Raw genomic sequence first — 24,375 nt, 5'->3', positions numbered from 1 at the left:
ACCCCGAAGGGCTTCATCGTTCGACTTGCATGTGTTAAGCACGCCGCCAGCGTTCGTCCTGAGCCAGGATCAAACTCTCCGTGAATGTTTTCCCGACTGTGCTTAATTAAAAGCGCGGGTCAGACACCACGAGAGCGGTGCGACCAGAAGGAATAGTCCCGGTCGCACACAGCGTCCTCGCTGTGTATGTGCCTACCTGCCACATGGGCCAGTAGGACTTCAAAGGAACCTCGACCATCCGAAGATGGACGGGGTATCAACTAATCTGGCGTTGATTTTTGGCACGCTGTTGAGTTCTCAAGGAACGGACGCTTCCTTCGTACTCACCCTCAGTGACATTCTCTGGGGCTTTCCTCCGGGCGCTTCCCTTCGATGTTTCCAGCTTAGCAGATCCGATTTCCGTTTCTGCCACCCGCTGGAGCGGGCTGCCGAATCGGTCTTCGCTTTCGCGTTTTCCCTTTCCGGCCTTTCAGACCCTACCAGCCTTTTCCCGCATTCCTGACCATCCGCTCTGCGGACACGCAGAGGTGTAGACCAGTTAGGATGCGGCTTGAGTAGGTAGGTGCTGCCGACCCGCGGCTCAGAGTCGCGTCGTGGCCAGGCAGAGGTACGACAGTACATGTCACCGGTAGACGAGGCAAATCGTTTCCGGTGCCCTCCAGGTCCGCCCAACTAGCAGCTCTCACACGGAACCTGGACTTCCTATGACATACGCTTCTGAACAGTACGCCGTCCGGGACAGACAGTGGCGGCGACACGAGAATCTCCACCCCTGGGAGGCCCCCATGACAGCCGTGACATCGCCGCTGGCCGGCCGCGCGATCGGGCTCGCCGCTGTTCCCGATCCGGTCTTCTCCGGTGCGATGGTCGGTCCGGGTACGGCGATCGACCCGGTGCGTGAGCCATCGGAGGCCGTCTCTCCCGTGGATGGCATCGTTGTCTCCCTGCACCCGCACGCCTTTGTCGTCGTGGACTCCGACGGGCACGGTGTGCTCACCCATCTCGGTATCGACACTGTTCAGCTCAATGGTGAGGGCTTCGAGCTCCTCATCAACAAGGGCGACACCGTGACGCGTGGCCAGGCGATCGTGCGCTGGAACCCGGTCGCCGTCGAGGAGGCCGGCAAGTCCGCGATCTGCCCCGTCGTGGCGCTGGAGGCCACGGCCGACTCGCTGGTCGGCGTCCGTGAGGACGGCGACGTGAAGGCGGGCGACGAGCTGTTCAGCTGGCAGTGACGTCACTGCCGTCGTGACGGACCGGTCGTACATCCATCGCGGTGGCTGGACCGCCGCACAATCGGAGACGGGTGAAATGGAGACAACGCTGCGAGGCGTCGGCGTGAGCCACGGTGTGGCGATCGGCGAGGTTCGGCACATGGGGACGGCGGTGCTCGAGCCGCCGGCCAAGCAGATTCCGGCGGAGGATGCGGAGCGCGAACAGGGGCGCGCTCGCCAGGCCGTCGAGGCTGTGGCTGCCGACCTGATTGCGCGCGGCAATCTGGCGGGTGGCGAAGCACAGCACGTGCTCGAGGCGCAGGCCATGATGGCGCAGGACCCTGAGCTCTTGGCCGACGTCGAGCGACGGATCGCCGTCGGCAGCACCGCCGAGCGGGCTGTATATGACGCGTTCGCCGCGTACCGGGCCTTGCTGGCGGGTGCTGGGGAGTATTTGGCCGGGCGTGTGGCGGACCTCGATGACGTGCGGAACCGGATCGTTGCGCGGCTGCTGGGTGTGCCGATGCCGGGTGTGCCGGACAGTGACGAGCCGTATGTGCTGATCGCTCGAGATCTCGCTCCCGCGGACACGGCGCTGCTCGACCCGGCACTGGTGCTCGGTTTTGTGACCGAGGAGGGCGGGCCGACGAGCCACAGCGCGATTCTGGCGCGGGCGCTCGGGGTGCCGGCCGTGGTGGCGCTGACGGGGGCGTGCGAGCTTGCCGAGGGTGCGGTCGTCGCCGTCGACGGGAGCACCGGCGAGGTCTTCGTCGAGCCGAGCGTCGAGAAGCAGGCGCAGATGGCCGAGGCAGCCGCCGCGCGGAAGGCTGCGCTTGCCGCGTCGTCCGGGCCGGGTGCGACGTCGGACGGGCACAAGGTGCCGCTTCTGGCCAATGTCGGGGGTCCGGCGGATGTGCCGGCGGCTGTCGAGGCGGGGGCCGAGGGTGTCGGTCTGTTCCGTACGGAGTTCCTGTTCCTGGACGACAGCAAGCAGGCGCCGTCGGAGGCAAAGCAGGTCGAGGCGTACCGCAAGGTGCTGGAGGCGTTTCCCGAGGGCCGTGTGGTCGTACGGGTGCTGGACGCGGGCGCGGACAAGCCGCTGGACTTCCTCACGCCGGGCGATGAGCCGAATCCGGCGCTGGGTGTTCGGGGTCTGCGGACGCTGCTGGACCACCCGGACGTGCTCCGGACGCAGCTGACCGCGCTGTCGAAGGCGGCCGAGGGGCTTCCGGTGTACCTCGAGGTCATGGCGCCGATGGTGGCGGACCGTACGGACGCGAAGGCGTTCGCGGACGCCTGTCGTGAGGCGGGGCTCAAGGCGAAGTTCGGCGCGATGGTCGAGATTCCGTCTGCTGCTCTGCGGGCGCGTTCGGTGCTTCAGGAGGTGGAGTTCCTGTCGCTGGGCACGAACGATCTGGCGCAGTACACGTTCGCTGCGGACCGGCAGGTGGGTGCGGTGTCCCGGTTGCAGGATCCGTGGCAGCCCGCGCTGCTCGACCTGGTGGCGCTGTCGGCGGAGGCGGCCAGGGCCGAGGGCAAGAGCTGTGGTGTGTGTGGCGAGGCGGCATCGGATCCGCTGCTCGCCTGTGTGCTGACGGGTCTGGGTGTCACCTCTCTCTCGATGGGGGCGGCGTCGATTCCTTATGTGCGGGCGACGCTGGCGAAGTACACGCTGGCGCAGTGCGAGCGCGCTGCTGCCGCGGCGCGTGCTGCGGACACCGCGGAGGAGGCGCGGGTGGCCGCGCAGGCGGTGCTGTCCGGCGAGTGATCCGACGAGTCGCCGTGTGAGCGGTGTGGTGCGATGGGGCTTCCCGCCTGTGGCGGGGAGCCCCTTCTGCTGTCTGCTGCGTCGGCTGTCTCGTTCGGTTCAGTGGTGACGGGGCGCTCCGGGCGGATCGCCGAGGTCGAAGCCCGCGCGGTATTCGACGCCCGGCTCCGGGGAGAGTGGCTCGCCGGTGTCGGCGTCCGTGCAGTACGCGCTGAAGACCTCGCCCTCGGTGAGCGGGACCAGTCGTCCCCCATGGAGGCGCCAGCCGCGGAGCTGGTCGGGGGCGTCGTCCGTGGAGGTGCGCAGCACCACTCCCCCGGGGGCTTCGAGGGCGATGCCGACGGCGAGGACGGTGGCGAACTCCGCGCCTTCGCCGGAGTCGAGCACGGCAGGGGTGCCGCTGCGGCATGCGGCGTGCAGGACCGCCAGGAGCTGTTCGTCGGCGGCGGGGACGCTGCAGACGAGATGGTGTGTGCCGGGGCCTGCGGTTTCGAGCAGGGTGAGGAGCAGCTGGGATGCGTGGTCGAAGGCGGCGCGGCCGATGTCCTCGCCGCAGTCCGCGCACGCTCCGAGGTCGCCGAGCAGCCAGGTCGCGTACTCCCAGGTGGCCTGGCGGACCGATCTGTTGATGAGCAGCGGCACCAGGTGGTCGATGGGCTGGCCCGTGTATGCGACGGTGGGGCCGGCGGCGGCGATCTCCGCGGTGTACCGGCTGCGGCTGGTGGAGCTGTCCGGGTCGAGTCCGGTCTCCGTGCAGTAGCGGGCGAAGTCCTCCGGGTCGAAGAGGGCGACCGTGGTGTGGCCGCCCTGTGAGGAGAGTGCTCTGAGCAGGCCGTCGACCTGGTGGAGGTAGCCGGGATGGTCGGTGAAGGTGAAGCTGCGGTACCGGCGCATGGCGGCGAAGTCCTGCTCGTCGACGAGCAGGCCGACGGTGGCCGGGACGTCGCGGCGCAGGGCGCGCCGCATGGACTGCTGCTGGTTCTTGGTGTGCGCCATGAATCCCCCTGGTTCCCCCTGGGCGCTGTTGATCAGTGCTCACTCACCGTAACCGTGAGCACTGACAACGCGTGCCGGCGGTGTCCCGGGGTCAGGCGCGCTTGCGCGCCAGCTCCTCGTAGAAGCGCAGCAGGTCGAGGTTGTCGACCGAGCCGGGGTTGACCGCCTTGGCGAGGGCTGTTCCCTGGAGGAGGCGCTTGACCGGGACTTCGATGCGCTTGCCGGTGAGGGTGTGGGGGACGCCGGGGACCTCGATGATGTCGTCCGGGACGTGGCGCGGGGAGAGCTGTTCGCGGATGGTGCGCTTGATCCGGTCGCGCAGGTCGTCGTCGAGGGCGGCGCCGGGGGCGAGGTGGACGAAGAGGGGCATCCAGTAGCCGCCGTCGGGTTCTTCGAGGCCGATGACGAGGGACTCGCGGATTTCGGGGAGACGTTCGACGGCTTCGTAGATGTCCGCGGAGCCCATGCGTACGCCCTGGCGGTTGAGCGTGGAGTCGGAGCGGCCGTGGATGATGACCGAGCCGTGGTCGGTGATCGTGATCCAGTCGCCGTGGCGCCAGGCTCCGGGGAACATCTCGAAGTAGCTGTCGCGGTAGCGGCTGCCGTCGGGGTCGTTCCAGAAGTGGATGGGCATGGACGGCATGGGGTTGGTGACGATGAGTTCGCCGACCTCGCCGATGAGGGGTTTGCCCTGCGGGTCCCAGGCCTGGAGGTCGGTGCCGAGGCAGGGTGCCTGGAGTTCGCCGATGTGGACAGGGAGGGTGGGGACGGCGCCGGCGAAGCAGCTGCAGACGTCCGTCCCACCGCTGACAGAGGCGATCCACAGGTCGTCGCGGACCTCGTCGTGGAGCCAGCGGAAGCCGTCGGGCGGGAGCGGGGAGCCGGTGGTGGCGACGCACTGGACGCGTGAGAGGTCGTGGTCGCGTCCGGGGTGCACGTCGGCCTTGCGGCAGGCCATGACGTAGGCGGCGGAGGTGCCGAAGAGGGTGGCGCCGGTGCGTTCGGCGATGGCCCACTGGGCGCCGGTCTCGGGGTAGCCGGGGCTGCCGTCGTAGAGGATGACGGTGGTGCCGGTGAGGAGGCCGGAGACGAGGAAGTTCCACATCATCCAGCCGGTGGAGGTGTACCAGAAGAAGCGGTCTCCGGGGCCGAGGTCGCAGTGCAGGCCGAGCTGTTTGAAGTGTTCGAGGAGGATGCCGCCCTGGGACTGGACGATGGCCTTGGGGAGGCCGGTGGTGCCGGAGGAGTAGAGGACCCACAGCGGGTGGTCGAAGGGGACCTGCTCGAAGACGGGCTCGGTGTCGCCGGAGGTCAGCTCGGACCAGTCGAGGGCGCCTTCGGGGGCCGGGGTGCCGAGCAGTGGGATGTGGACCACGGCGCGCAGGGTGGGGAGTTCACGGCGGAGTTCGGCGACGGTGTCGCGGCGGTCGTGTTCCTTGCCGCCGTAGCGGTAGCCGTCGACGGTGAAGAGGACGACGGGTTCGACCTGCTGGAAGCGGTCGAGGACGCTGCGGGCGCCGAAGTCGGGGGCGCAGGAGGTCCAGACGGCGCCGACTGCGGCGGTGGCGAGGAGGGCGGTGACGGCCTGCGGGATGTTGGGGAGGTAGCCGCTGACGCGGTCGCCGGGGCGTACGCCGAGGGCGCGTAGTTCGGCCGCGAGGGACCCGACCTGGCGGCGGAGCTCGGACCAGCTGATCGGGGACGGTTCGTGTGTCTCGTCCACATGAATGAGTGCGGGTTCTTGGGCTCGCGTGCTGTCTTCGGCGGTGCGAAGGGCGTGCTCGGCGTAGTTGAGGGTGGCGCCGGTGAACCATTGGGCTCCGGGCATGGTCCGGTCGCCCAGTACGTGCCCGTACGGAGTGGAGAACCGTACGTCGAACCAGTCGGCGACGGCCTGCCAGAAGGTCTCCAGCTCGTCGACGGACCAGCGGTGCAGAGCGGGGTAGCCGCCGTCGGCGGGGGCGCCGTACCGTTCCGCCGCCCAGGCCTGGAAGCGGGTGATGCGGGCGGAGGCGATGCGGTCGGCGTCCGGCTGCCAGAGGGGGGCAGGGTTCGCTGCTGAGGTCATGGGGCGGCTCCCGGGCGGCTGTGTGCTGTACGCGTGGTGGGCGTGTGTCCCGCGCACGGGCGTGGGTGTGCGCGTGACGCGGCTGTCGCTGACAGGACGATGCCATGTGATCGTCTTGTGCACCAGGGTTCCCCGCCCATGGTCGGGTGGCTGTTTGTGTGCTCGCACCACGGGTGAACGGAAGTTGAACGGACCCCGCCAAACCGCTGGTGGATGGCAGGGTGAGCAGCATGAACGGTCGTGGGCTGGTGCGCTCGGTGAAGGTGTTCGGCACGGTGCAGGGGCTGCGTGCGGTGCGTGCGGCGTGGCGTCGGAGGCGTACGGATGCATGGGGGCTGCCGACGCGGGGGGCGGAGCGGGCGCGGGTGCCAGGGGCGGTGGTGGATGCCGAGCCGTTGCCCGGCGGCGGGGTCGTGCGTTTTGCGCGTTCGGAGCTTCGGGTGCGGGTGGCGGTGGGCGGGAGCGTCTTCTGGGGGTGGGACGGGGCCGGACCCGAGCCGTCGTACGCGTTGGCCGGTGCCCCGCCCGAGGCCGATCCGCGCGCCGGGCTGGAGCCCGACAAGGACGGCGGCTGGCGGGTCGTGTCGGAGCGGGTGACGGTGGCGGTGTCGCGGCACGGCGCGGTCGAGGTCCGGACTCCGGGCGGGGTGGTGCTGCGCCGGGATCTGCCGCCGCGCTGGTGGGAGCCGGTGGGCGGGGGGCCGGCGCGCTGGCTGCAGCGCTCCGAAGTGCCTGCCGACGCCCGGTTCTTCGGGCTGGGTGGTCGGTCTTCGGGGCCGCGGCTGCGGAACGGGACGTACCAGCTGTGGAACACCGATCCGCGGGGCAGTTTCGCTCCGGGCGACGATCCGCTGTACATCACGATGCCGGTGCAGCTGGTGGTGTCGGACGCGGGGACACATCTGGCGTTTCATGACAATTCATGGGACGGCCGCGTCACGCTGCACGAGGGCGAGGAGGGCGCGGGCTCCGGGCACGACAGGCCGGGCACGAGTGAGGTGCGGATGGCCGGTGGTCCGTTGCGTTGCTGGGTGATCGTGGGCACTCCGGCGCGCGTGCTGCGCGGTTGGAAGGCACTCACCGGTGCGCCCGCGCTCCCCCCGTCGTGGGCGCTCGGGCCGCAGCACGCGCGCTGGGGGTTCGGCAGCGAGCGCGAGGTGCGGCGGGTGGTGGCCGGCTACCGGGAGCGGGGGCTTCCGCTGTCGGCCGTGCACCTCGACATCGACCACTACGACGGCCACCGGGTCTTCACGGTCGACCGTGCGCGCTTCCCCGATCTGCCGGGGCTGGCGAAGGAGCTGCGCGCGGACGGTGTGCGGCTGGTGTCGATCGTCGACCCGGCGGTGAAGGCGGAGCCGGGCGACGCCGTGTACGACAGCGGCTCGGCGGTGCGGGATGCCGGGGCTTTCGTGCGGGACGCGCGGGGGCGGGAGGTGCGCGGTGTGGTGTGGCCGGGTGAGTGCGTGTATCCGGATTTCACCGATCCGCAGGTGCGTGCCTGGTGGGGCGGGCTGTACGAGGAGCGGCTCGCGCAGGGTTTCGCGGGGGTGTGGCACGACATGAACGAGCCGGTGTCGTTCACGCCGTTCGGCGACATGACGCTGCCGCGCTCGGCCCGGCACGCGCTGGAGGGGCGCGGCGGCGATCATCGCGAGGCCCACAATGTGTACGCGCTGGGGATGGCGCGGGCCGGGTACGAGGGGTTGCGGCGGCTGCAGCCGCACGAGCGGCCGTTCCTGTTCTCGCGCTCCGGCTGGGCGGGGATGCAGCGGTACGGCGGGACCTGGTCCGGTGATGTGTCGACGGGCTGGCCGGGGCTGCGGGCGTCGTTGTCGCTCGTGCTGGGGCTGGGTCTGTGCGGGGTGCCCTACTCGGGCCCGGACGTGGGCGGTTTCGACGGCAGTCCGTCGCCCGAGCTGTATCTGCGGTGGTTCCAGCTCGGCGCGTATCTGCCGTTGTTCCGTACGCACGCGGCGATCGACGCGGGGCGCAGGGAGCCGTGGGAGTTCGGTCCGCAGGTGCTCGGCCATGCGAAGGCGGCGATGCTCGAACGGGAGCGGCTGCGCCCGTACTTCGTCACGCTGGCGCATCTGGCACGGCTGACCGGGGCGCCGTACGTGCGGCCTCTGTGGTGGGGAGCGCCGAACGACCGGGCGCTGCGTGACTGCGAGGACGCCTTTCTGCTGGGCGATGCGCTGCTCGTCGCGCCGGTGCTGGAGCGGGGTACGGACCGGCGTGCGGTGCGGCTGCCGCGCGGGCGGTGGTACGACACGGTGACGGGTGAGGCGTACGACGGTCCGGGGCAGGTGCTGCTGGACGCGCCGATGTCGCGGATTCCGGTGCTGGCACGGGCGGGTGCGGTGATTCCGGTGCGCGGCGACGACGGCTCGACCGAGCTGGAGGTGTGGGCGCCCGCGGCGGGGCGTACCGGCAGTGGGCTGGTCGTCGAGGACCCCGGGGACGTGTCGGCGGGCGCCCGCTCGTCGGACGACGTGTCGGTGCACCCGGAAGTGGAGCGGTACGCGTCCCGTCCGGCGGGCGGTCGGGTCGTCGTGGAGCGGGTGACGGAGGGCGGTGCGGCGAAGGTTTCACGGCCGGTACGGGTGCGGGGGCTGACGTGACGGCCGGTACGGGTGCGGGGGCTGGCGTGACGGCCGGTACGGGTGCGGGGCGGGCCCGGTGCGACGGCCGTTACGTGTAGTCGCCGGCGAACCATCTCCGTACCGCCGTTGTGTGCAGTGGGAACGCCAGCTCGGCCGGCTCGTGGAGGAGGTGCCAGCCCTCGGTCTCGTCGGTCGGGGCCGGATGCGGGAGCTCGGCGGCCGGGCGCTCGGGGAGCAGGCCGAAGAGGAGCAGGTGTCCGCCGGGTGAGCTGAGCGCATCGGCCAGTCGGACGTCCTGGTGGGCGGCCGAGATGCCGGTCTCTTCCCGGAGCTCGCGTACAACCGCGTGCTGCCAGTCCTCGGAGTGGTCGATGAAGCCGCCGGGCAGTGCGATGCCGCCGCGCTGCGGTTCGATGGTGCGGGTGATGACGACGAGTCCGGTGCCACGTGGGGTGGTGGCCGGGAGGAGGGCGACGGCCACGGGGAGTGGGTTGCGGTAGGCCATGTCGCCGCAGACGGCGCAGGTGCGGGGCCAGCCGGTGGTGCCGTCCGGGTAGCGGGCCCCGCAGCTGGAGCAGTGGGAGTCCTTGACGGGGGTGGGGGCGTTGGGCTCGGTCACACGCGGACTGTACGTGAGTGGCCGCGTCGCCCGGTCAGCGCGTCAGGGCCGCGCCAGCGACCTCCATGCCACCGGGAAGTCGAAGTAGGTGTCGGGGAAGAGTTCCGGCTTGTGCGTGAAGTGCCACCATTCCTCGGGCAGGTTGACGAATCCGGCCTCGGCGAGGGCGTTCTTGAGGAGTTGGCGGTTGGCGCGCTGCTCACCCTGGATGCGGGGATCGTCGGTGTGCGAGAGGGTGTCGAAGCAGTCGAATCCGGTGCCCATGTCGACGGAGTTGTCCGGGAAGCGCTCGTCCTGCGGTGCGTAGCAGGGGACCAGTTCTTCGCCGGGTAGGTACGGGCGGGTCCTCTTGGCCGGGAGCTTGACGATGGTCAGGTCGACGGTGCTGCCGCGGCTGTGTCCCGACTTCTCCGCGATGTAACCGTCCTCGAACAGCCTCGACTTGTCGACATGGGGATAGAACTCCGCCTTCATGCGCTCGTCGGAGAAGTCCTTGGCCCAGCGGACGAAGTGGTCGACCGCGCGCTGCGGTCGGTAGCAGTCGTAGACCTTGAGGGAGTGGCCCTGGCGCAGGAGTTGGCGCTGGGCGCGCTGGAGGGCCTGGGCGGCGGGCCGGGTGAGGATGCACACGGGCTGCTCGTAGCCGTCGATCGGTTCGCCGATGAAGTTGTGCGGGGTGGTGTAGCGCATCTCCTGGATGATCGTCGGGGCGACGGTGCGCAGGGCGACGAACTCGTCCGGGGCTTTCGGTCCGGTTGCGGCCCGTGCGGCGGGGGACGTGGTGGTGACGGCCAGCAGGGCGGCGGCGAGGGTCAGGGCGCGGAACGCGGAAGCGGGTCCTCTCATGCGCACCGTCTATCAGGAACGGCCGGCCGGAACCACCCCGCGGTCAACTGCCGGCCCCCGCGGCTTCAGGCCGGAACCAACTCTTCCGGCTTCCGGCCGCGTTCTTGCCGTGGCACACTCCTGACGTTCCGTCAGATCGAAAAGAGGGGGCAGCCTGTGGCGCGCACACGTACGCCCGTGGTGGCCGGTTGGTTCACCGACGGTGAGGAGGAGCGGGAGTTCAGGCTCCTGGGTACGCGCTGCACCGCCTGCTCCGCGGTGTTCTTCCCACGCGAGGACGCCTACTGCCGCAATCCCGGCTGCGCCGGCACCGGCGAGCCGGCGGAGGTGGCACTGTCGAAGCGCGGCCGTGTCTGGTCGTACACGGACGGGCGGTACCGCCCCCCGGCGCCGTACGTGTCCGACCCCGACGCGGAGTGGGAGCCGTACACGCTGGTCGCGGTCGAGCTCGCGCAGGAGCGCATGGTGATCCTCGGGCAGGCGGCTCCGGGGGTGACGGTCGCGGATCTCGCGGTCGGCATGGAGGTCGAGGTGGTGCCCGGGGTCCTCAACGAGGATGCAGGGACCGTCTGGACGACCTGGCACTGGCGGCCGGTGGGCGGTGGCCGATGACCGGCGACATCGCGGTCCTCGGGGCGGGGATGCACCCCTGGGGCAAATGGGGGAAGGGCTTCGTCGAGTACGGAAGGGCCGCGGCCCGCGCCGCACTGGCCGACGCGGGCATCGGCTGGCAGGACGTCCAGTCGGTCGTCGGGGCGGACACCGTCCGGGGCGGCTACCCCGGATACGTGGCGGGCGCGACCTTCGCGCGGGCGCTGGGTTGGCAGGGGGCGAGGGTCACCAGCGTGTACGCGGCGTGCGCGTCCGGGGCCCAGGCGGTCGCCACCGCGCGGGCCCAGATCCTGGCGGGCCTGGCGGACGTCGTGCTCGTCGTGGGCGCCGACTCCGCGCCCAAGGGGTTCTTCGCACCTGCGGGCGGCGACCGTCCCGACGATCCCGACTGGCTGCGCTTCCGGGTGCTCGGCGCCACCAATCCCGCGTACTTCGCGTTGTACGCGCGCCGCCGGATGGCCGTCCACGGCGACACACCCGACGACTTCGCGCAGGTCAAGGTCAAGAACGCGGCAGCCGGGGCGCTCAACCCGTATGCGCGCTACCGCAAGGCCGTCACGGCCGAACAGGTCGCCGCGTCCGCCGTCGTCGCCGATCCGCTGCGGCTTCTCGACATCTGCGCCACGTCGGACGGCGGCGCGGCGCTGGTCCTGTCGAGCATGGAGTACGCACGCCGGCACGGAGTGGCGGATCCGGTCCGTGTCCGTGCCGTCTCCACGGTCACCCCCACCTACCCCAGGACCGTGCTCGACCTCCCCGACATCGCGACGGACTCGGCGGCCGGGGTCGAGCCGTCCGCGCTCGGCTTCCGGGCGTCGATCGCGCGTGCCGCGTACGAGGAGGCCGGGCTCGGCCCCGAGGACCTGTCGCTCGCAGAGGTGTACGACCTGTCCACGGCGCTGGAGCTGGAGTGGTACGAGGACCTCGGGCTGTGCGCGGCCGGGGAGGGCGCGAAGCTGCTGCGGGAGGGCGCGACGGCTCTGGGCGGGCGCGTACCGGTCAATGCGAGCGGGGGGCTTGCGTCGTTCGGCGAGGCGGTACCGGCGCAGGCGATCGCCCAGGTGTGCGAGCTGACCTGGCAGCTGCGCGGTACGGCGGGCGAGCGACAGGTGGCCGGAGCGCGGGCGGGGATCACCGCGAACCAGGGGCTGTTCGGTCATGGCTCGGCGGTGGTGGCGGTGCGCTGAGGGACGCTGCGTCCTTCGTTCCAGGTGGAGGTTTCGAGCAGGTGCCGTGAACTGCGTGTGATGGATGCGGTCTTGACGGTCCGGTAGCCACGGGGAAAACTGCCTCTTCGTCGGGTCGCTGGCCGGCATCGCCGCCGTTCGACCCGCTCAGGCACGTACACGCCCAGGCACACACACGCCCGGGCACGTACACACCCAGGCACACACGCCCAGGCACGCACTGGCACAGCCACAGGCACGCGCACACTCACCACGCTCTTCACGGACGCCGGGCCGGGTACGGGACACCCTCGCGCAACGACGCGCTCCCTGCCTTCGGCTCCGTAGCCATGGGAACCGACCAGCCCAGGAGCACGCCATCAGCCACGCAGACACCTCCCAGAAGCACGTCGCCGCGATCGACCAGGGCACCACGTCGAGCCGCTGCATCATCTTCGACCAGGACGGCGCGATCGTCGCCGTCGACCAGCGAGAGCACCGTCAGATCTTCCCCAAGCCCGGCTGGGTGGAGCACGACGCCACCGAGATCTGGTCCAAGGTCCAGTCCGTCGTCGCGGGAGCGCTGGCCAAAGCAGGGCTCCGTGCCGATCAGCTCAGCGCGCTCGGAATCACCAACCAGCGCGAGACGACGGTGCTGTGGGACCGCTCCACAGGCAAGCCCGTGCACAACGCCATCGTCTGGCAGGACACGCGGACCGCGGCGCTGTGCACCGAACTCGGCGGCACGGACGGCCAGGACCGGTTCCGGGATGCCACCGGTCTGCCCCTCGCCAGCTACTTCTCCGGCCCCAAGGCGGCCTGGCTGCTGGACAACGTGCCCGGGCTGCGCGCCAAGGCGGAGCGTGGCGACATCGCGTTCGGCACGATCGACTCCTGGCTGATCTGGAATCTGACCGGTGGCACCGACGGCGGAGTCCATGTCACCGACGTCACCAACGCCTCGCGCACCATGCTGATGAACCTGGAGACCCTCCAGTGGGACTCCTCGATCCTCGCGGCGATGAATGTGCCGCAGGCTGTGCTCCCGGAGATCAGGTCCTCGGCCGAGGTGTACGGGACGGCCGTGGGCCGGCTCGCCGGGGTGCCGGTCGCATCGGCGCTCGGCGACCAGCAAGCGGCGATTTTCGGCCAGGCCTGCTACGACGCGGGCACGGCGAAGAACACCTACGGGACGGGGAGTTTCCTCCTCCTCAACACGGGAAGCCGCCCGGTGCCGTCCAAGAGCGGGCTGATCACCACCCTCGGCTATCGGATCGGCGACTCCGCTCCCGTCTACTGCCTGGAGGGGTCGATCGCGATCACCGGCGCGCTCGTGCAGTGGTTCCGGGACCAGCTCGGGATCATCCGCAGCGCCGACGAGATCGAGACACTCGCGGCGAGCGTGGACGACAACGGAGGGGCGTACATCGTGCCGGCGTTCTCCGGTCTGTACGCGCCCTACTGGCGGGACGATGCCCGCGGCGTCATCACGGGGCTGACCAGGTACGTCACGAAGGCGCATCTGGCGCGTGCGGTGCTGGAGGCGACGAGCTGGCAGACGCGTGAGGTCGTCGACGCGATGTACCAGGACTCGGGTGTGCCGATCACGACGCTCAAGGTCGACGGTGGGATGACCGCCAACCAGCTGCTGATGCAGCATCAGGCGGATGTGCTGGGCGTGCCCGTGATCCGGCCCAAGGTGTCCGAAACGACGTGTCTGGGCGCCGCGTACGCCGCCGGGCTCGCCACCGGTGTCTGGGACGGACTGGACGAGCTGAAGGCTCACTGGCAGCGCGATGTGGAATGGTCGCCGCGGATGGCCGCGGACGTCCGGGAGCGGGAGTACGGCAACTGGCGCAAGGCGGTGGAGCGCAGCTTCGGCTGGGAGGAACACGCCTAGGGCCGTGTTTCAGAACTCCCGCCTGGCACGGCTGATCCACAAGACAGGCCGCACAGCGCCATGACCTCATGGCCCCACGAGCCACGGCCCGTACCCCTGTCGGCGGGGGTACGGGCCGTGTTGCAGGCGATCGCCTCGGGTCAGGTGGTCGCGGGCTCGCGCTCCTGGGTCGAGCGGACCAGCGCGTGTTCGACCACGGACACGAGCACGGCCTTCACCGACTCGCGGTCGCGCGCGTCGCACATCATCAGCGGCACTTCCGGGTCGAGGTCGAGCGCGGCGCGTACCGTCTCCGCCGGGAAGCGGGCGGCGCCCTCGAAACAGTTCACGCCGACGGTGAACGGGATGCCTCGGCGTTCGAAGTAGTCGATGGCCGCGAACGAGTCCTCCAGGCGGCGCGTGTCGGCGAGGACGACCGCGCCGAGCGCCCCTTGGGCCAGCTCGTCCCAGAGGAACCAGAAGCGGTCCTGGCCCGGCGTACCGAAGAGATAGAGCACCAGGTCGTCGCGGAGGGTGATCCGGCCGAAGTCCATGGCGACGGTGGTGGTGTTCTTGGACTCGACGCCGTCGAGGTCGTCGACGGGCCGGCCGGCCTCGGTCAGGGTCTCCTCGGTGCGCAGCGGTCGGATCTCGCTGACCGCACCGACGAGAGTCGTCTTGCCGACCCCGAATCCGCCCGCCACCAGGATCTTCAGTGTCACCGGCTCGACCGGCCGCGGCGAGTCCGTGCGGCTAGAGCGCCCGAAGACCATTGATCACCTCGCGGAGAATGCTCACGTCCGGCAGTTCGGCCGGCGGAACGGGACGGGTTACGTGGACCAGTTCGTCCTCGACGAGATCGCCGACCAGGACCCGGACCACCCCGACGGGGAGGTCGAGTCCGGCCGCGAGCTCGGCGATCGACTGGGGGATGGTGCTGCAGCGTTCGACGATCTCGACGTGTTCGGGCGAGAGCGTCTGGTCCCTGCCCGGGTCGTCGGCCGCCGGTTCGGGGACGACGAGCGCGATCAGGTCGAGCCGGTGCCGGGTCGCACTGCTCGTACGGCCGCGGGTCATCGCGTACGGACGGACCACCGGTCCCGCGTCGTCGTCGAACCAGTGGTGCGCCTGCTCGGCCTGCTGGGCTTCTTCCAGGGCCTGCTGAGCGTGCTGTCCGGGGTCGTTCATGCCATTCCACTCACCCTCCGGAGGTCAGCCCGGTCCGTGGTGCCGTGGCGAGGTGGACGCCCACCCGCTTGACCATCAGCGTCATCTCGTACGCGACCTGGCCGACGTCGGAGTCGGCGTCGGACAGTACGGCGAGGCAGCTGCCGTCGCCCGCCGCGGTGACGAAGAGGAAGGCGTCGTCGAGCTCGACGACGGTCTGCCGTACGCGCCCCGCGTCGAAGTGGCGGCCCACGCCCTTGGCGAGGCTGTGGAAACCGGAGGCGACGGCGGCGAGGTGCTCGCCGTCCTCCCGGGTGAGGTCCTTGGACGCGCCGGTCGCGAGGCCGTCGCTGGAGAGCACGAGTGCCTTGCGGATGGAGCCGACCCGCTCGACCAGCTCGTCGAGAAGCCAGTTCAGCTCGCCGCTCTTGGTGGAGTCGTTTGCTGCGGCGTTCGGTGCGGTCATCGACCGTTCCCCTCCGGTGTGGTTCCTTGTGCCGTTTCGCCGGGGCCGGTGGTGTCCTCGGCGTTCTGCCGACGTCCGCGCTGCCAGCCGCGTTGCAGCGAGGCCATGCGGTCGCGTACTTCTTCCGCGTCACGTTCGATGTCCGGCTCGTCGGCCGGTGCCCCAGGGGTGCCGGCGGCGCGGGTGCCGGACGCGTCCGCGCGCAGCTGTGGGGCGAGGCTGGCCTGGCGCACGCGGCGCGGCAGGCCGCCTGGCGCGGGCGGGACGGGGCTCGGGCTGTCCGTGGCCGAAGCCGGGCCCGGGGCAGGGGTCGTGCCCGGGGCCGAGGCCGAAGCCGGGCCCGCGGCCGGGCCCAGGGCGCGGTCCGTGGACCGTGCCGGATGCAGGCCCGGTGTCCGGTCCGAGGGCCGGGCCGGGCCGGACGCGGACGCCGATGCCGATGCCGATGCCGTATCCGTCTTCGCCTCCGCGGTCCGCCCGAACGACGGGTGGGAGCGGCCCGGCCCGTCCACCCGGCGGCCGTGGTCGCTGACCAGCGTCGGCGGCTTGCGGCGGGGCAGCGGAACGGGCCCCACCGGGCGCCGGCCGTCACGCGGGTGCTCGCGCACCTGGTCGGGTACCTGCTGGTGCTGTTCGTCGGCGGGCGCGCGCAGGAAGTCGCGGGCGCGGAACAGTCCGCCGCGCTCGCTCTCGGTGTCCTCGATGTCGGCGGTGGTGTCGATCGCGCCGATGGACTCGATCGTGTCGATGCCTGCGATGGCCGGGCGGTCGTCGATGCCGAGCGTGCCGACCGGGGGCTCCAGTTCGACGGGTCCGTCGAGCACGGTGGGGCCGCCGAGTCCCGTGGGCACCTGGGACAGCGCGGCGAGCCTGCCGCCGTCGGAGTGGCGCCGGTCGCGGTCCCTGTCCCAATCGCTGCGGCCGCTCTTGCGGTCGAGCCGGAAGCCGGTGCCCTCGGTCTCGGGGGCGTCGGTGAGCAGCGCGGCCGGTATGAAGACGACCGCGGTGGTCCCTCCGTACGGGGACGGCTGCAGCGAGACCCGGACGTTCTGCCGCTGGGCGAGCCGGCTGACGACGAACAGGCCGAGCCGGTCAGTGTCGGAGAGCTCGAACTCGGGGGTCTCGGCGAGCCGGAGGTTGGCGTCGAGGAGCGCCTCGGGCGCCATGCCGAGCCCCCGGTCGTGGATCTCCAAGGTGAAGCCGTTGGCCACCCGCTCGCCGTGGACCTGGACGGCGGTGTGCGGGGGTGAGAAGACGGTGGCGTTCTCCAGCAGTTCCGCTATGAGGTGGGTGAGGTCGGCGACGGCGGGTCCGCCCACGCCGATGCGCGGCAGGCGGCGTACCTCGATGCGCTCGTAGTCCTCGACCTCGGCGACCGCGGCCCGTACGACGTCCATCAGCTGGATCGGCTTGCGCCACTGGCGGGACGGGGCGGCGCCGGAGAGGATCACCAGGCCCTCGGCGTGCCGGCGCATACGGGTCGTGAGGTGGTCGAGCCGGAACAGGTCCGCGAGTTCCTCGGTGTCCTCCGTGCGCCGTTCCATCGTGTCGAGCAGCGTGAGCTGGCGATGGAGCAGCACCTGGTTGCGGCGTGCGAGGTTGACGAAGACCTCGGACACGCCGCGACGCATGTCGGCCTGCTTGACCGCGGCTTCGACGGCTGCGCGCTGAAGGGTGTTGAGGGCCTGGCCGACCTGGCCGATCTCGTCCTTCTCGTACTCCAGGTGCGGCGCCTCGGTCTCGACGTCGACGGTCTCACCGGCGGCGAGCCGGCGCATGACGCTGGGCAGCCGGACACCGGAGACCTCGTGGGCCTCCTTGCGCAGCCGGGACAGGACGCGGGCCAGATCACGGCCGATGCGTACGGAGACGACGAGGGAGATCAGGAGGGCGAGGAAGCCGAGGACTCCGGCGATGCCGGCCTTGACGAGGACGCTGTACGCGGCGGGCTCGACGCGGTCCTGGTAGCGGTCGCCCGCCTCGGTGCTCCGGCGGGCGAGATCGTCCAGGACCGGTGTGGCCAGTTCCTCCCAGCGCGCGGCGTCCACAGCGCGGGGGTTCTTGCCGGGGCCTGCGGTGATCAGCTTCTCCTCGGCCTCGCGCAAGGGCTGGGTGTCCGGGCTGCGCCAGTATTTCTCGAGGGTGTCGCGCTCGGACGCGGGCAGGACCTCGAGGCTGGTCTCGTACAGGAGTTTGCGGTTGGCGGCGAGGTCGGAGACCGTGCGGATCTCCTCGGCGGTGATCCTGCGCGTGATCAGGGCGGAGGTCACGAGCGCGTCCTCGCGGGAGAGCAGTTCACGGGCGCGTACGACGCCGACGAGGGCGCGACCCTGCTTCTCGAGCTCCACGTCCTCGAGCGCGTGGAGGGAGTTGAGGAAGCTGTAGCAGGGGTCGACGAGCCGGTTGTAGAACTCGAGGGCCTGGGCGCGGGTGATGGCGCTCTGCTCGACGTTGCGGCGCAGCGAGCCGAGTCCGTCGAGGGCGTCGAGGAGCGAGTCCAACCGCTGGGAGACGTCCGGGCGTAGGGAGTCGCGTACGCCGGAGTCCTCGGCGTTCTTGCGGATGTCGGCCACGGCTGCGTCGGTGGCCGAGCGGTGGCGGCGCAGGGTCGTCAGGGCGTCGGAGGCACGCGGGTCCGCGAGATAGACCATGGTCTGGCGGCGTTCCTTCTGGATGACACGAACGGTGTCCTCCAGGGGGTAGCCGACCCGGTTGATGATGTAGCCGACGTCCAGGAGCTGTTTGGCCTCCTGGCCGGTGATCGCGGTCGCGAAACCCCACAGCGCGGTGAGGGACACCAGCGGCACGAGCAGCAACGCCACGATCTTCCGGCGGATGGACTTCCCGCGAAAGCGCATGGCCTCCCCCTGATCGGCGCCCGCGGTGTGCAGGCGGTGATTCCGCTTGTGTTCTCCGTCAGCAAACGGCGCGAGCCTACTACTGACACGGTGACAACTCGAAGACACGTCCGGACGTTTTTCGGCCGCGAGAAGTTGCGTTGATCATGAGTTGTCCTGGTATTCGGGGAGTTGGACCTCCGTGGTGTGGCCGAGGCCACCTGACAGGAGGCGACACTCCTTTCCTGAGGGGATGGCTGGAATTCTTCCTTCCGCGGGAATCTTCGACGCGTGTTGTTCGTCTTCCTGTACGGGGAACAGGGGTTGGGGATCAGCAGTTGGGGAGCAGTAACTGCCGGGGGTTGCGGGGGTTTCAGGGGTTCCGGGGGCATGGACGCGGCGTGTGGTGCGCGCGCGTCGGCGTAAAGGGGCCGAATCCGGGCAGCCACCCTGCAGTCGGACAGCGGTGGGGAGTGAACGCGGACCATGGGTACGGCGGATGAGACGGGTGTGCCGCGGCGGCTCTGGGTGGAGGAGCCGGCGGCTCGGCGACGGATGCCCGATCCGGTGCGCACGGCGGCCGTGCGTGCGGTGATCGTGACGGCGGTGACGCTGATACAGGCGATGACGGCGTTCCTGTTCAGCGTCACGGGCTCGTGGCTGGCGTTCCCGCTGGTCCTGAGCAGCGTGGGCAGCACGGTCGTGGCGACGTGGGCGGTGCTGGACGTCTGGGTGACACGGCAGGTGTGGAACCAGCGGCACGGTGTGGTCTCGGTGCCGAGCAGTACGGCGCGACAGCTGCGGCGCGAGCGGCGGCGGGCCCGGCGCACGGCCCGGGCGGCGGCGCGGGGAGCCGCGCGCATACGGAGTCGGGGCACGGACGGCAGGCTGTCGCGGGCCTGATGTCCCGTGCCCCTGGCCTACTGCGGGGCCGCTGTCCCGTGGCCGCCGGCCTACCAGGGGCCGCTGTCCGTGGCCCCTGGCCTACCGGGCCGCGGCCGACGGGTCGGGGTGGTCCTCCGCGGGCGCCGGCTGGTCGGGGCTTCGTCTGAACATCCGGGTCGCGGTGATCTCTCCGTGCACGGTCTCGCCGTCGGTGCGCTGCTGGGGCAGCCCTGGGCGCAGATGCTCCTCGACGCTGATGTATTTCAGGCCCGCCCGCAGGTCGGCGTCATTTCGCAACCGGATGACCAGCGGGAATTCGGCGAGGGCGGTCGTGTCGAACAGCCCTGTGGTGTAGAGCAGCTGGACTCCGAGCGCGTCCGAGACCGCGCGCTGCAGTTCCAGCAGATACGTGGCGTTGGCGCGGCCGATGGGGTTGTCCAGGAACAGCGTGCCGGCGTGGCGGTGCTTGTCGCGGCCGCGGTCGTTGCTGCGCAGGGCCGCCATGGTGCAGTAGAGCGCGATCGCGGCGGTGAGGAGCTGGCCGCCGGAGAAGACGTCGCCCATCTGCCCGACCGGGACGCGCTCGGCGCGCAGCACCGCGTCCGGCTTGAGGATCTCGACGGCGACGCCCTTCGGCTGGAGCGCCGCCTGGACGCCGCGCAGCAGCAGGGACATGCCGTCCCTGCGCAGATCGGAGTTCTTCTTCACGGCGGCGCGGGTGGCCTCGTCGATGACCTCCCCGAGCCGTTCGGTGAGACTCGCCTGGTCCGGTTCCTCGAAGCGGATGCGCAGGAACTCCTGTCCCGACCACTCGCCGAGCCCCTCGGGCAGCCGGGACAGCCGCTGTGCCGAACGGAGCGTGGTGAGCGCGGAATCCACCAGCCCGCGGAGCCGGTCCACGATGGAGTCCCGGTTGCGCTCCAGCTGGGCGAGCTCGTCGGTGAGGACGCGCAGCCGGGGCGCGAACGCCTCGGCCCACTTCGCGGCGTGCTCGGGCAGGGCGGCCGCGGGGAGTTCGCGGATCTGCTGGCGGGCAGGGGTGCGTACGGCCTCGTAGCGGGTGGAGTTGGCGTGACGTACGAGCACGTCGCTCGCCTCGCGTACGGCAGCTTCGGCGGCGGACAGGTCGGATGCGCAACCGCGCAGCGATCGGCGGGCCTCGGCGGCGGAGTGCCGGGCCTCCTCCAGGGTGCCGGGATACGGTTCCGTGGCCTCCTGCTCCTCCTCCGCGTGGTCCCTGAGCAGATCACGCAGCAGCGCTGCGGTCTCGTCGAAGCCCCCCGCCGCGTCCTCGGCGGCGCGGTGGGCGCGCAGCAGTTCGGCGTGGGTGGCGCGGGCGGTGTCCAACGCCTCGGTGCGGGCGGCCAGTTCGGCCGTGGCCGTCCGCAGGAGGGCCTGGGCGTGCTCGGCGTCGGTGGGGACCAGCTCCTCGGGGAGCTCGGTGTGGGCGTCGCCGTCGACGGGGGCGAGGCGCTCGGCCTCGCCGCGGAGCCGGCCGAGCTTCTCACTTGCCTCGGACGCGCGGGACTCCAGCAGCTGCACCAGAGACTCGGCGCGGGCGGCGGCGGCCTGGCGGGAGGGGCCGTCGGCGCCATCGGTGCCTTCGAGAAGCTGGGCCGCGCGGGTGCGGACCTTGTTGGTGAGCCGGTCGAGCTCGCCCAGGGCGGCGCTCTCGTCGCTCTCGGCGCGGGCCTGTTCGGCGCGGAGGTCGGCGCCGACGCCGACCTTCTCGTACAGCTGGGACGCGGCCCGGTACGCCTCGCGCAGGGCGGGCAGCGAGGCGCGCGGTACGTCGGGCGCTTCCGTGTCGGGCTCCGGCAGCTGCTCCGGGGCGCCGGCGATCTCGGCCCGCTCGGCGCGGAGCGCGCGGGCGGTGCGGCGCGCGTCGTCGGCGGCGCGCTGGACCGCCCGGCGGTCCTCGTCGGCGGCTCGCGCCCGCTCCAGGCAGGCAGCCGCCCGGGCCTCGGACTCGGCCGCCTCGTCGGCGAGTTCGCGCAGTTTCGCCTGCCAGCCGGCTCGCTCCCGGAGGCGGAAGGCCAGCCCGGCGAGCGCGTCGGCGGCGCGGCGGGCTCGCTGGGCGGCGTCCTGCCTCTCGTCGCGCACGCGTGCGGTGTCGGCGGCGGCCTCGTCCGCCTCGGCCCGTACGGCACGGGCCTCGGCGAGCGCTTCCTCGGCGGCCTCGGCGGCGTGCTGTGCGGTGCGCGCTGCCTCTGCGAGCTCGGCGAGCATGCCCGGCGGGCAGTCGGCGCGCCAGGATCCGATACGCGCGGCGAGGGCGCGGTCGCCCGCGAGCCGGGCCGCGAGGACCCTGATCTCCTCGTCCCGCGCGGCTGCCCGGGCCCTGAGCGCCTGGCGTTCCTCGTCCGCGGCCTGCTCGTCGTGCATCGCCGGGTTCGGCGGTACGAGGAACACGTCCTCGCCGCCCCCGGTGCCCGGTCCCGGTACGGGGGCGAGCAGCGCCGCGGCCGTACCGACGGCGACCGTGGAACGCGGCAGCAGCGCGGCCCCGGCCAGCACGTCGCGGGCGCGCGCGTAGGAGACGGGATCGGTGATCACGACACCGTCCACGAGCTCCGGCCGCGCCGCGAGCACGGTGGCGTGGTCGGCGGGGTCGACGGCCTGGGCGAGATAGCGCCAGCCGGGCAGCGCGGGGATGCCGTGCTCACCCAGGTGCTCGACGGTCGCGAGCACATCGGGCCCTGGCGGCAGCAGCCCTCCGTCTCCGAGGGCCCCGAGGATGCGGGCGTCGTCGGCTGCGGCCGTCCTGAGCTCGAAGAGCTGCCGCTCGGCGGCGGCGACGCCTTGTTCGAGCAGCTCGCGCAACTCGTCGGCGTACCGGTCGAGTTCCTCGGCGGTGAGGGGGCCGTCGACCGTGCGTGCGGGTTCCGTGCCGGGGGCGGAGGGCCCGGCGGACGCGGCGCCTCCGGCAGCGACGTGCGGGACGTCCGCGGCCACGGCGGGAACACCGGCAGGCGCCGGGCCTGCGGCGTTGGCGGGGGCACCCGTGGATGCGCCGGCAGCGCCCGCCCCGCCGGGGGCGGAGGCCCCCGTGCCGGAGGGCGAACCCTCGGGTCCGGCGAATTCGGCTGCATTCGCAGTCGGAGCAGGAGCTCCCGCAGGCGCTGAGCCCGAGGCTCCGCCGGGGCCACCTGCCACGCCGGGGGCGGGGGCCCCCGCGCCGGAAGGTGAACCCTCGGGTCCGGCGGAGCCGGGCTCCTCCGGCGTGGCCGAGTCGCCGGCGGTCGCGGGGCCCGGTAGCGAGACGTGGACGGCACCGCCGTGTGCGGAGGTTGCCCGGGATGAGCCGCCCCGGCGCGGGCCCGGAAGGGCGGGCGCACCCGCGACCGGAGCCGCGGGGAGGCTCAGGAGTTCCGCGAGGCGTTCCGACTCGGCGATGGAGGCGGCGGCGCGGCGTTCCGCCTCGTGAGCGAGGTCGGCTGCCCGGGCGGCGTCCGCGGCGCGGGCTGCTGCCAGCTCGGCGCGGGTCTCGGCGGCGGCGGCCTCGCGGGCGCGGTCCGCGGCCGTGCGGGCGGCGTCACGGGCCGCGTCCCACGCGGCGACCGCGGTCTTCTCCGCGTCGCTCGCGGCGAGGGCGGCGCGCGCCGGATCGGCATCGGGCGCGGTGTCGTCGAGCCAGCCCGCGCGGACGGCCTCGGCCGTCTCCTGTTCGACCTCCGCGAGGCGCTGACGCAGATGCCCGGCCTCGCTGCGGGCGCGCTGGGCCTCTGTTGCGGCGGCGGTGGCGTCGCGGTGGGCGGACTCGGCGGCCTCCTGGAGCGCGGCGGAGCGCTCCTCCTCCTCGTTGGCGACGCGTTCGCCGTCCTCGGCGGCGGAATGCAGCGCCCGCACCAGGTCGGCCGCGGCCTTTGCGCGGGCCGCGAGCGCGGGCGCGGCGTCCCGCTCGGCCTCGCGGATGGCGGCGGCGACCCGCGCCGAACGGTCGGCGGCCGCGCGGTGCCGGAGCACCGCCTCTGCGGCCTGCCACGCGGAGTGCAGTGTCCGCGCGTCGGTCAGCTCGCGGCGCTGTGCCGCGGCGCCCTTCTCGGCGACGGTGAGCGCCAGCGACGCGTGCCGGTAGGCGAGTTCGGCGGCGATGCGCGAGCTGCGGCTGCGGGCCTGTTCGGCCTCGGTCACGGTGTGGGCCGCGGCCGTCACCTGCTGCGCGAGCTCCGCGGCGCGGCCGCGCTCCTCTCCCGCGCGGGCGGAGAGCCTGCGGGCGAGCGTACGCGTACGGCGCTCGGAGCCCGCGTGGATGTCGCGCGCCCGTGCTCGCGCCTCGGCCGCTTCCACGATGCGGCCGAGCAGGTCCACGGAACCCGCCGTGAAGTCCCGCTCCGCGGTGAGTTCGGCGCGCCGGCCCAGCTTGTGGCCGAAGCCGCTGACGAGGTCGGCGAGCCCGTCCGTGTCCCGGGTGTCCGTGACGGCCCGCAGCAGCAGATCGGTGAAGTCGGAGTCCTTCTTGACGGCGAAGAGGCCGGCGGCCTCGCCCTCGTCGGCGTTCATCTCGCGCTGGTAGCGGAAGAGTTCGGGGTCGAGCCCGAGGTCGCCGAGGTGCTCGTTCCAGCGGTCGTGGATCTCCTCCCAGTACACCTCGAGATGCGGGTACGCCTTGCCCGCCTCGGTGATCGCGTCCCGGAAGCCCTTCATCGTGCGGCGGCGTCCCCGCGCACCGGATGCGCCCTCGACCGGCGGGCGTACGGCGGTGGACTCGGCGACCGGCAGCGAGTCGAGGCTCAGGCCCGGTCCCGGACGGAACGAGTACCAGGCTTCGGCGAACTTCCGCGGGTCGTTGGAGACCTGCCGCCCGCGCCACTCGCTGACCTTGCCGACGACGACGAGCTCACCGGTGAGGGTGTGCTGCCACTCCAGGGCGACATGGCCGCAGTCGTCGGCGAGCAGGAACTTGCGCAGGACGCCGGAGCTGGCGCCGCCCAGCGTGTTGCGGTGACCGGGCAGCATCACCGAGAAGATCAGCTTGAGCAGCACGGACTTGCCGCCGCCGTTCTCCAGGAAGAGCACGCCCGCGGGAGCAGGGCGGCGCGGCGGACCGACCGGCTCCTCCTCGAAGAACTCGGCCTGCATGGGGGCCGGGTCGGGCACGGGCTCGCCGACTCCGCGCAGGTCCAGCACGGTGTCGGCGTAGCGCGCACCGGCAGGCCCGATGGAGTAGAGGCGGACCCGGGACAGCTCGTACATGGCGGGGGGCTCTCGTCGTTCTCGGCAGGGTTCGGCGGGGTCGGCGGGGTTCG

Annotated in this window: 16 protein-coding genes and 1 rRNA gene; 7 read left to right on the top strand and 10 right to left on the bottom strand. The window is 71.8% G+C overall.

The annotated features are described in order from the left end of the window. Positions 1-85: ribosomal RNA gene (locus tag ACWCXB_RS16635) — 16S ribosomal RNA — on the bottom strand; the annotation flags it as partial. A gap of 700 nt (positions 86-785) precedes the next feature. Here ACWCXB_RS16635 and ACWCXB_RS16630 point away from each other — a divergent pair. Together ACWCXB_RS16630 and ptsP are read left to right on the top strand one after the other, a co-directional pair. After that, positions 786-1,235 carry a PTS sugar transporter subunit IIA gene (locus tag ACWCXB_RS16630; RefSeq protein ID WP_450723391.1) on the top strand — a complete coding sequence of 150 codons (450 nt, stop codon included), beginning with the start codon at positions 786-788 and terminating at the stop codon, positions 1,233-1,235. Positions 1,236-1,311: 76 nt separating this feature from the next. Beyond that, complete coding sequence (ptsP, locus tag ACWCXB_RS16625; protein WP_450723389.1) at positions 1,312-2,982, top strand: phosphoenolpyruvate--protein phosphotransferase; 1,671 nt, start codon at positions 1,312-1,314, stop codon at positions 2,980-2,982. Between the two features lie 99 nt (positions 2,983-3,081). Here the strand turns inward: ptsP and ACWCXB_RS16620 are convergent, their stop codons facing one another. Together ACWCXB_RS16620 and ACWCXB_RS16615 are read right to left on the bottom strand one after the other, a co-directional pair. Beyond that, positions 3,082-3,978 carry a hypothetical protein gene (locus ACWCXB_RS16620; RefSeq protein ID WP_450723387.1) on the bottom strand — a complete coding sequence of 299 codons (897 nt, stop codon included), beginning with the start codon at positions 3,976-3,978 and terminating at the stop codon, positions 3,082-3,084. Positions 3,979-4,069: 91 nt separating this feature from the next. Beyond that, positions 4,070-6,046 carry an acetoacetate--CoA ligase gene (locus tag ACWCXB_RS16615; protein WP_450723385.1) on the bottom strand — a complete coding sequence of 659 codons (1,977 nt, stop codon included), beginning with the start codon at positions 6,044-6,046 and terminating at the stop codon, positions 4,070-4,072. Between the two features lie 230 nt (positions 6,047-6,276). Between ACWCXB_RS16615 and ACWCXB_RS16610 the strand changes: the two genes are divergently transcribed. After that, the gene (locus ACWCXB_RS16610) at positions 6,277-8,667 is read left to right on the top strand and encodes a glycoside hydrolase family 31 protein (RefSeq protein WP_450723383.1); all 2,391 of its coding nucleotides are present in this window, start codon (positions 6,277-6,279) and stop codon (positions 8,665-8,667) included. Between the two features lie 70 nt (positions 8,668-8,737). Here the strand turns inward: ACWCXB_RS16610 and ACWCXB_RS16605 are convergent, their stop codons facing one another. Continuing rightward, the gene (locus tag ACWCXB_RS16605; protein WP_450723381.1) at positions 8,738-9,268 is read right to left on the bottom strand and encodes an NUDIX domain-containing protein; all 531 of its coding nucleotides are present in this window, start codon (positions 9,266-9,268) and stop codon (positions 8,738-8,740) included. Between the two features lie 42 nt (positions 9,269-9,310). Further along, entirely contained in the window at positions 9,311-10,114 is an 804-nt protein-coding gene (locus ACWCXB_RS16600) for a M15 family metallopeptidase (RefSeq protein ID WP_450723379.1), read from the bottom strand. Between the two features lie 156 nt (positions 10,115-10,270). Here ACWCXB_RS16600 and ACWCXB_RS16595 point away from each other — a divergent pair, with 156 nt between their 5' ends. The 3 genes from ACWCXB_RS16595 (at position 10,271) to glpK (ending at position 13,792) form a co-directional block, all read left to right on the top strand. Continuing rightward, positions 10,271-10,726, top strand: a complete 456-nt coding sequence (locus tag ACWCXB_RS16595) for a Zn-ribbon domain-containing OB-fold protein (protein WP_450723377.1) — start codon at positions 10,271-10,273, stop codon at positions 10,724-10,726. Continuing rightward, a complete protein-coding gene (locus ACWCXB_RS16590) occupies positions 10,723-11,913 on the top strand; it encodes a lipid-transfer protein (RefSeq protein WP_450723375.1) in 1,191 nt (396 codons plus the stop codon). Before ACWCXB_RS16595 ends, ACWCXB_RS16590 begins: the two co-directional genes overlap by 4 nt. A gap of 358 nt (positions 11,914-12,271) precedes the next feature. Continuing rightward, entirely contained in the window at positions 12,272-13,792 is a 1,521-nt protein-coding gene (glpK, locus tag ACWCXB_RS16585; RefSeq protein ID WP_450723403.1) for a glycerol kinase GlpK, read from the top strand. Positions 13,793-13,932: 140 nt separating this feature from the next. Here the strand turns inward: glpK and ACWCXB_RS16580 are convergent, their stop codons facing one another. From ACWCXB_RS16580 to ACWCXB_RS16565, 4 genes are read right to left on the bottom strand one after another with little or no spacing between them, the layout of a single operon-like run. Beyond that, entirely contained in the window at positions 13,933-14,544 is a 612-nt protein-coding gene (locus tag ACWCXB_RS16580; protein ID WP_450723373.1) for a GTP-binding protein, read from the bottom strand. After that, complete coding sequence (locus tag ACWCXB_RS16575; RefSeq protein ID WP_450723371.1) at positions 14,525-14,959, bottom strand: DUF742 domain-containing protein; 435 nt, start codon at positions 14,957-14,959, stop codon at positions 14,525-14,527. Before ACWCXB_RS16575 ends, ACWCXB_RS16580 begins: the two co-directional genes overlap by 20 nt. A gap of 10 nt (positions 14,960-14,969) precedes the next feature. Beyond that, on the bottom strand, positions 14,970-15,404 hold the full coding sequence (locus tag ACWCXB_RS16570; RefSeq protein ID WP_450723369.1) for a roadblock/LC7 domain-containing protein: 435 nt from the start codon (positions 15,402-15,404) through the stop codon (positions 14,970-14,972). After that, positions 15,401-18,262 carry a nitrate- and nitrite sensing domain-containing protein gene (locus ACWCXB_RS16565; protein WP_450723367.1) on the bottom strand — a complete coding sequence of 954 codons (2,862 nt, stop codon included), beginning with the start codon at positions 18,260-18,262 and terminating at the stop codon, positions 15,401-15,403. The genes ACWCXB_RS16570 and ACWCXB_RS16565 overlap by 4 nt, the downstream gene beginning before the upstream one ends. A 465-nt stretch (positions 18,263-18,727) precedes the next feature. Here ACWCXB_RS16565 and ACWCXB_RS16560 point away from each other — a divergent pair, with 465 nt between their 5' ends. After that, entirely contained in the window at positions 18,728-19,144 is a 417-nt protein-coding gene (locus tag ACWCXB_RS16560) for a hypothetical protein (protein WP_450723366.1), read from the top strand. Between the two features lie 81 nt (positions 19,145-19,225). On the opposite strand, the gene ACWCXB_RS16555 is transcribed toward ACWCXB_RS16560, so the two are convergent. Next, positions 19,226-24,322: a hypothetical protein gene (locus ACWCXB_RS16555; RefSeq protein ID WP_450723364.1), complete on the bottom strand. Its 5,097-nt coding sequence runs from the start codon at positions 24,320-24,322 to the stop codon at positions 19,226-19,228. Positions 24,323-24,375 lie beyond the last annotated feature (53 nt).

It is taken from the genome of Streptomyces sp. NPDC001514 (assembly GCF_053597075.1).
This window is presented reverse-complemented; position numbering and strand designations above follow the sequence as displayed.

Bases quoted from the DNA above. Each gene is read 5' to 3' on its own strand.
- ACWCXB_RS16630 (WP_450723391.1), top strand. From the start codon at position 786: ATGACAGCCGTGACATCGCCGCTGGCCGGCCGCGCGATCGGGCTCGCC.
- ptsP (WP_450723389.1), top strand. From the start codon at position 1,312: ATGGAGACAACGCTGCGAGGCGTCGGCGTGAGCCACGGTGTGGCGATC.
- ACWCXB_RS16620 (WP_450723387.1), bottom strand. From the start codon at position 3,978: ATGGCGCACACCAAGAACCAGCAGCAGTCCATGCGGCGCGCCCTGCGC.
- ACWCXB_RS16615 (WP_450723385.1), bottom strand. From the start codon at position 6,046: ATGACCTCAGCAGCGAACCCTGCCCCCCTCTGGCAGCCGGACGCCGAC.
- ACWCXB_RS16610 (WP_450723383.1), top strand. From the start codon at position 6,277: ATGAACGGTCGTGGGCTGGTGCGCTCGGTGAAGGTGTTCGGCACGGTG.
- ACWCXB_RS16600 (WP_450723379.1), bottom strand. From the start codon at position 10,114: ATGAGAGGACCCGCTTCCGCGTTCCGCGCCCTGACCCTCGCCGCCGCC.
- ACWCXB_RS16590 (WP_450723375.1), top strand. From the start codon at position 10,723: ATGACCGGCGACATCGCGGTCCTCGGGGCGGGGATGCACCCCTGGGGC.
- ACWCXB_RS16580 (WP_450723373.1), bottom strand. From the start codon at position 14,544: ATGGTCTTCGGGCGCTCTAGCCGCACGGACTCGCCGCGGCCGGTCGAG.
- ACWCXB_RS16575 (WP_450723371.1), bottom strand. From the start codon at position 14,959: ATGAACGACCCCGGACAGCACGCTCAGCAGGCCCTGGAAGAAGCCCAG.
- ACWCXB_RS16570 (WP_450723369.1), bottom strand. From the start codon at position 15,404: ATGACCGCACCGAACGCCGCAGCAAACGACTCCACCAAGAGCGGCGAG.
- ACWCXB_RS16565 (WP_450723367.1), bottom strand. From the start codon at position 18,262: ATGCGCTTTCGCGGGAAGTCCATCCGCCGGAAGATCGTGGCGTTGCTG.
- ACWCXB_RS16560 (WP_450723366.1), top strand. From the start codon at position 18,728: ATGGGTACGGCGGATGAGACGGGTGTGCCGCGGCGGCTCTGGGTGGAG.
- ACWCXB_RS16555 (WP_450723364.1), bottom strand. From the start codon at position 24,322: ATGTACGAGCTGTCCCGGGTCCGCCTCTACTCCATCGGGCCTGCCGGT.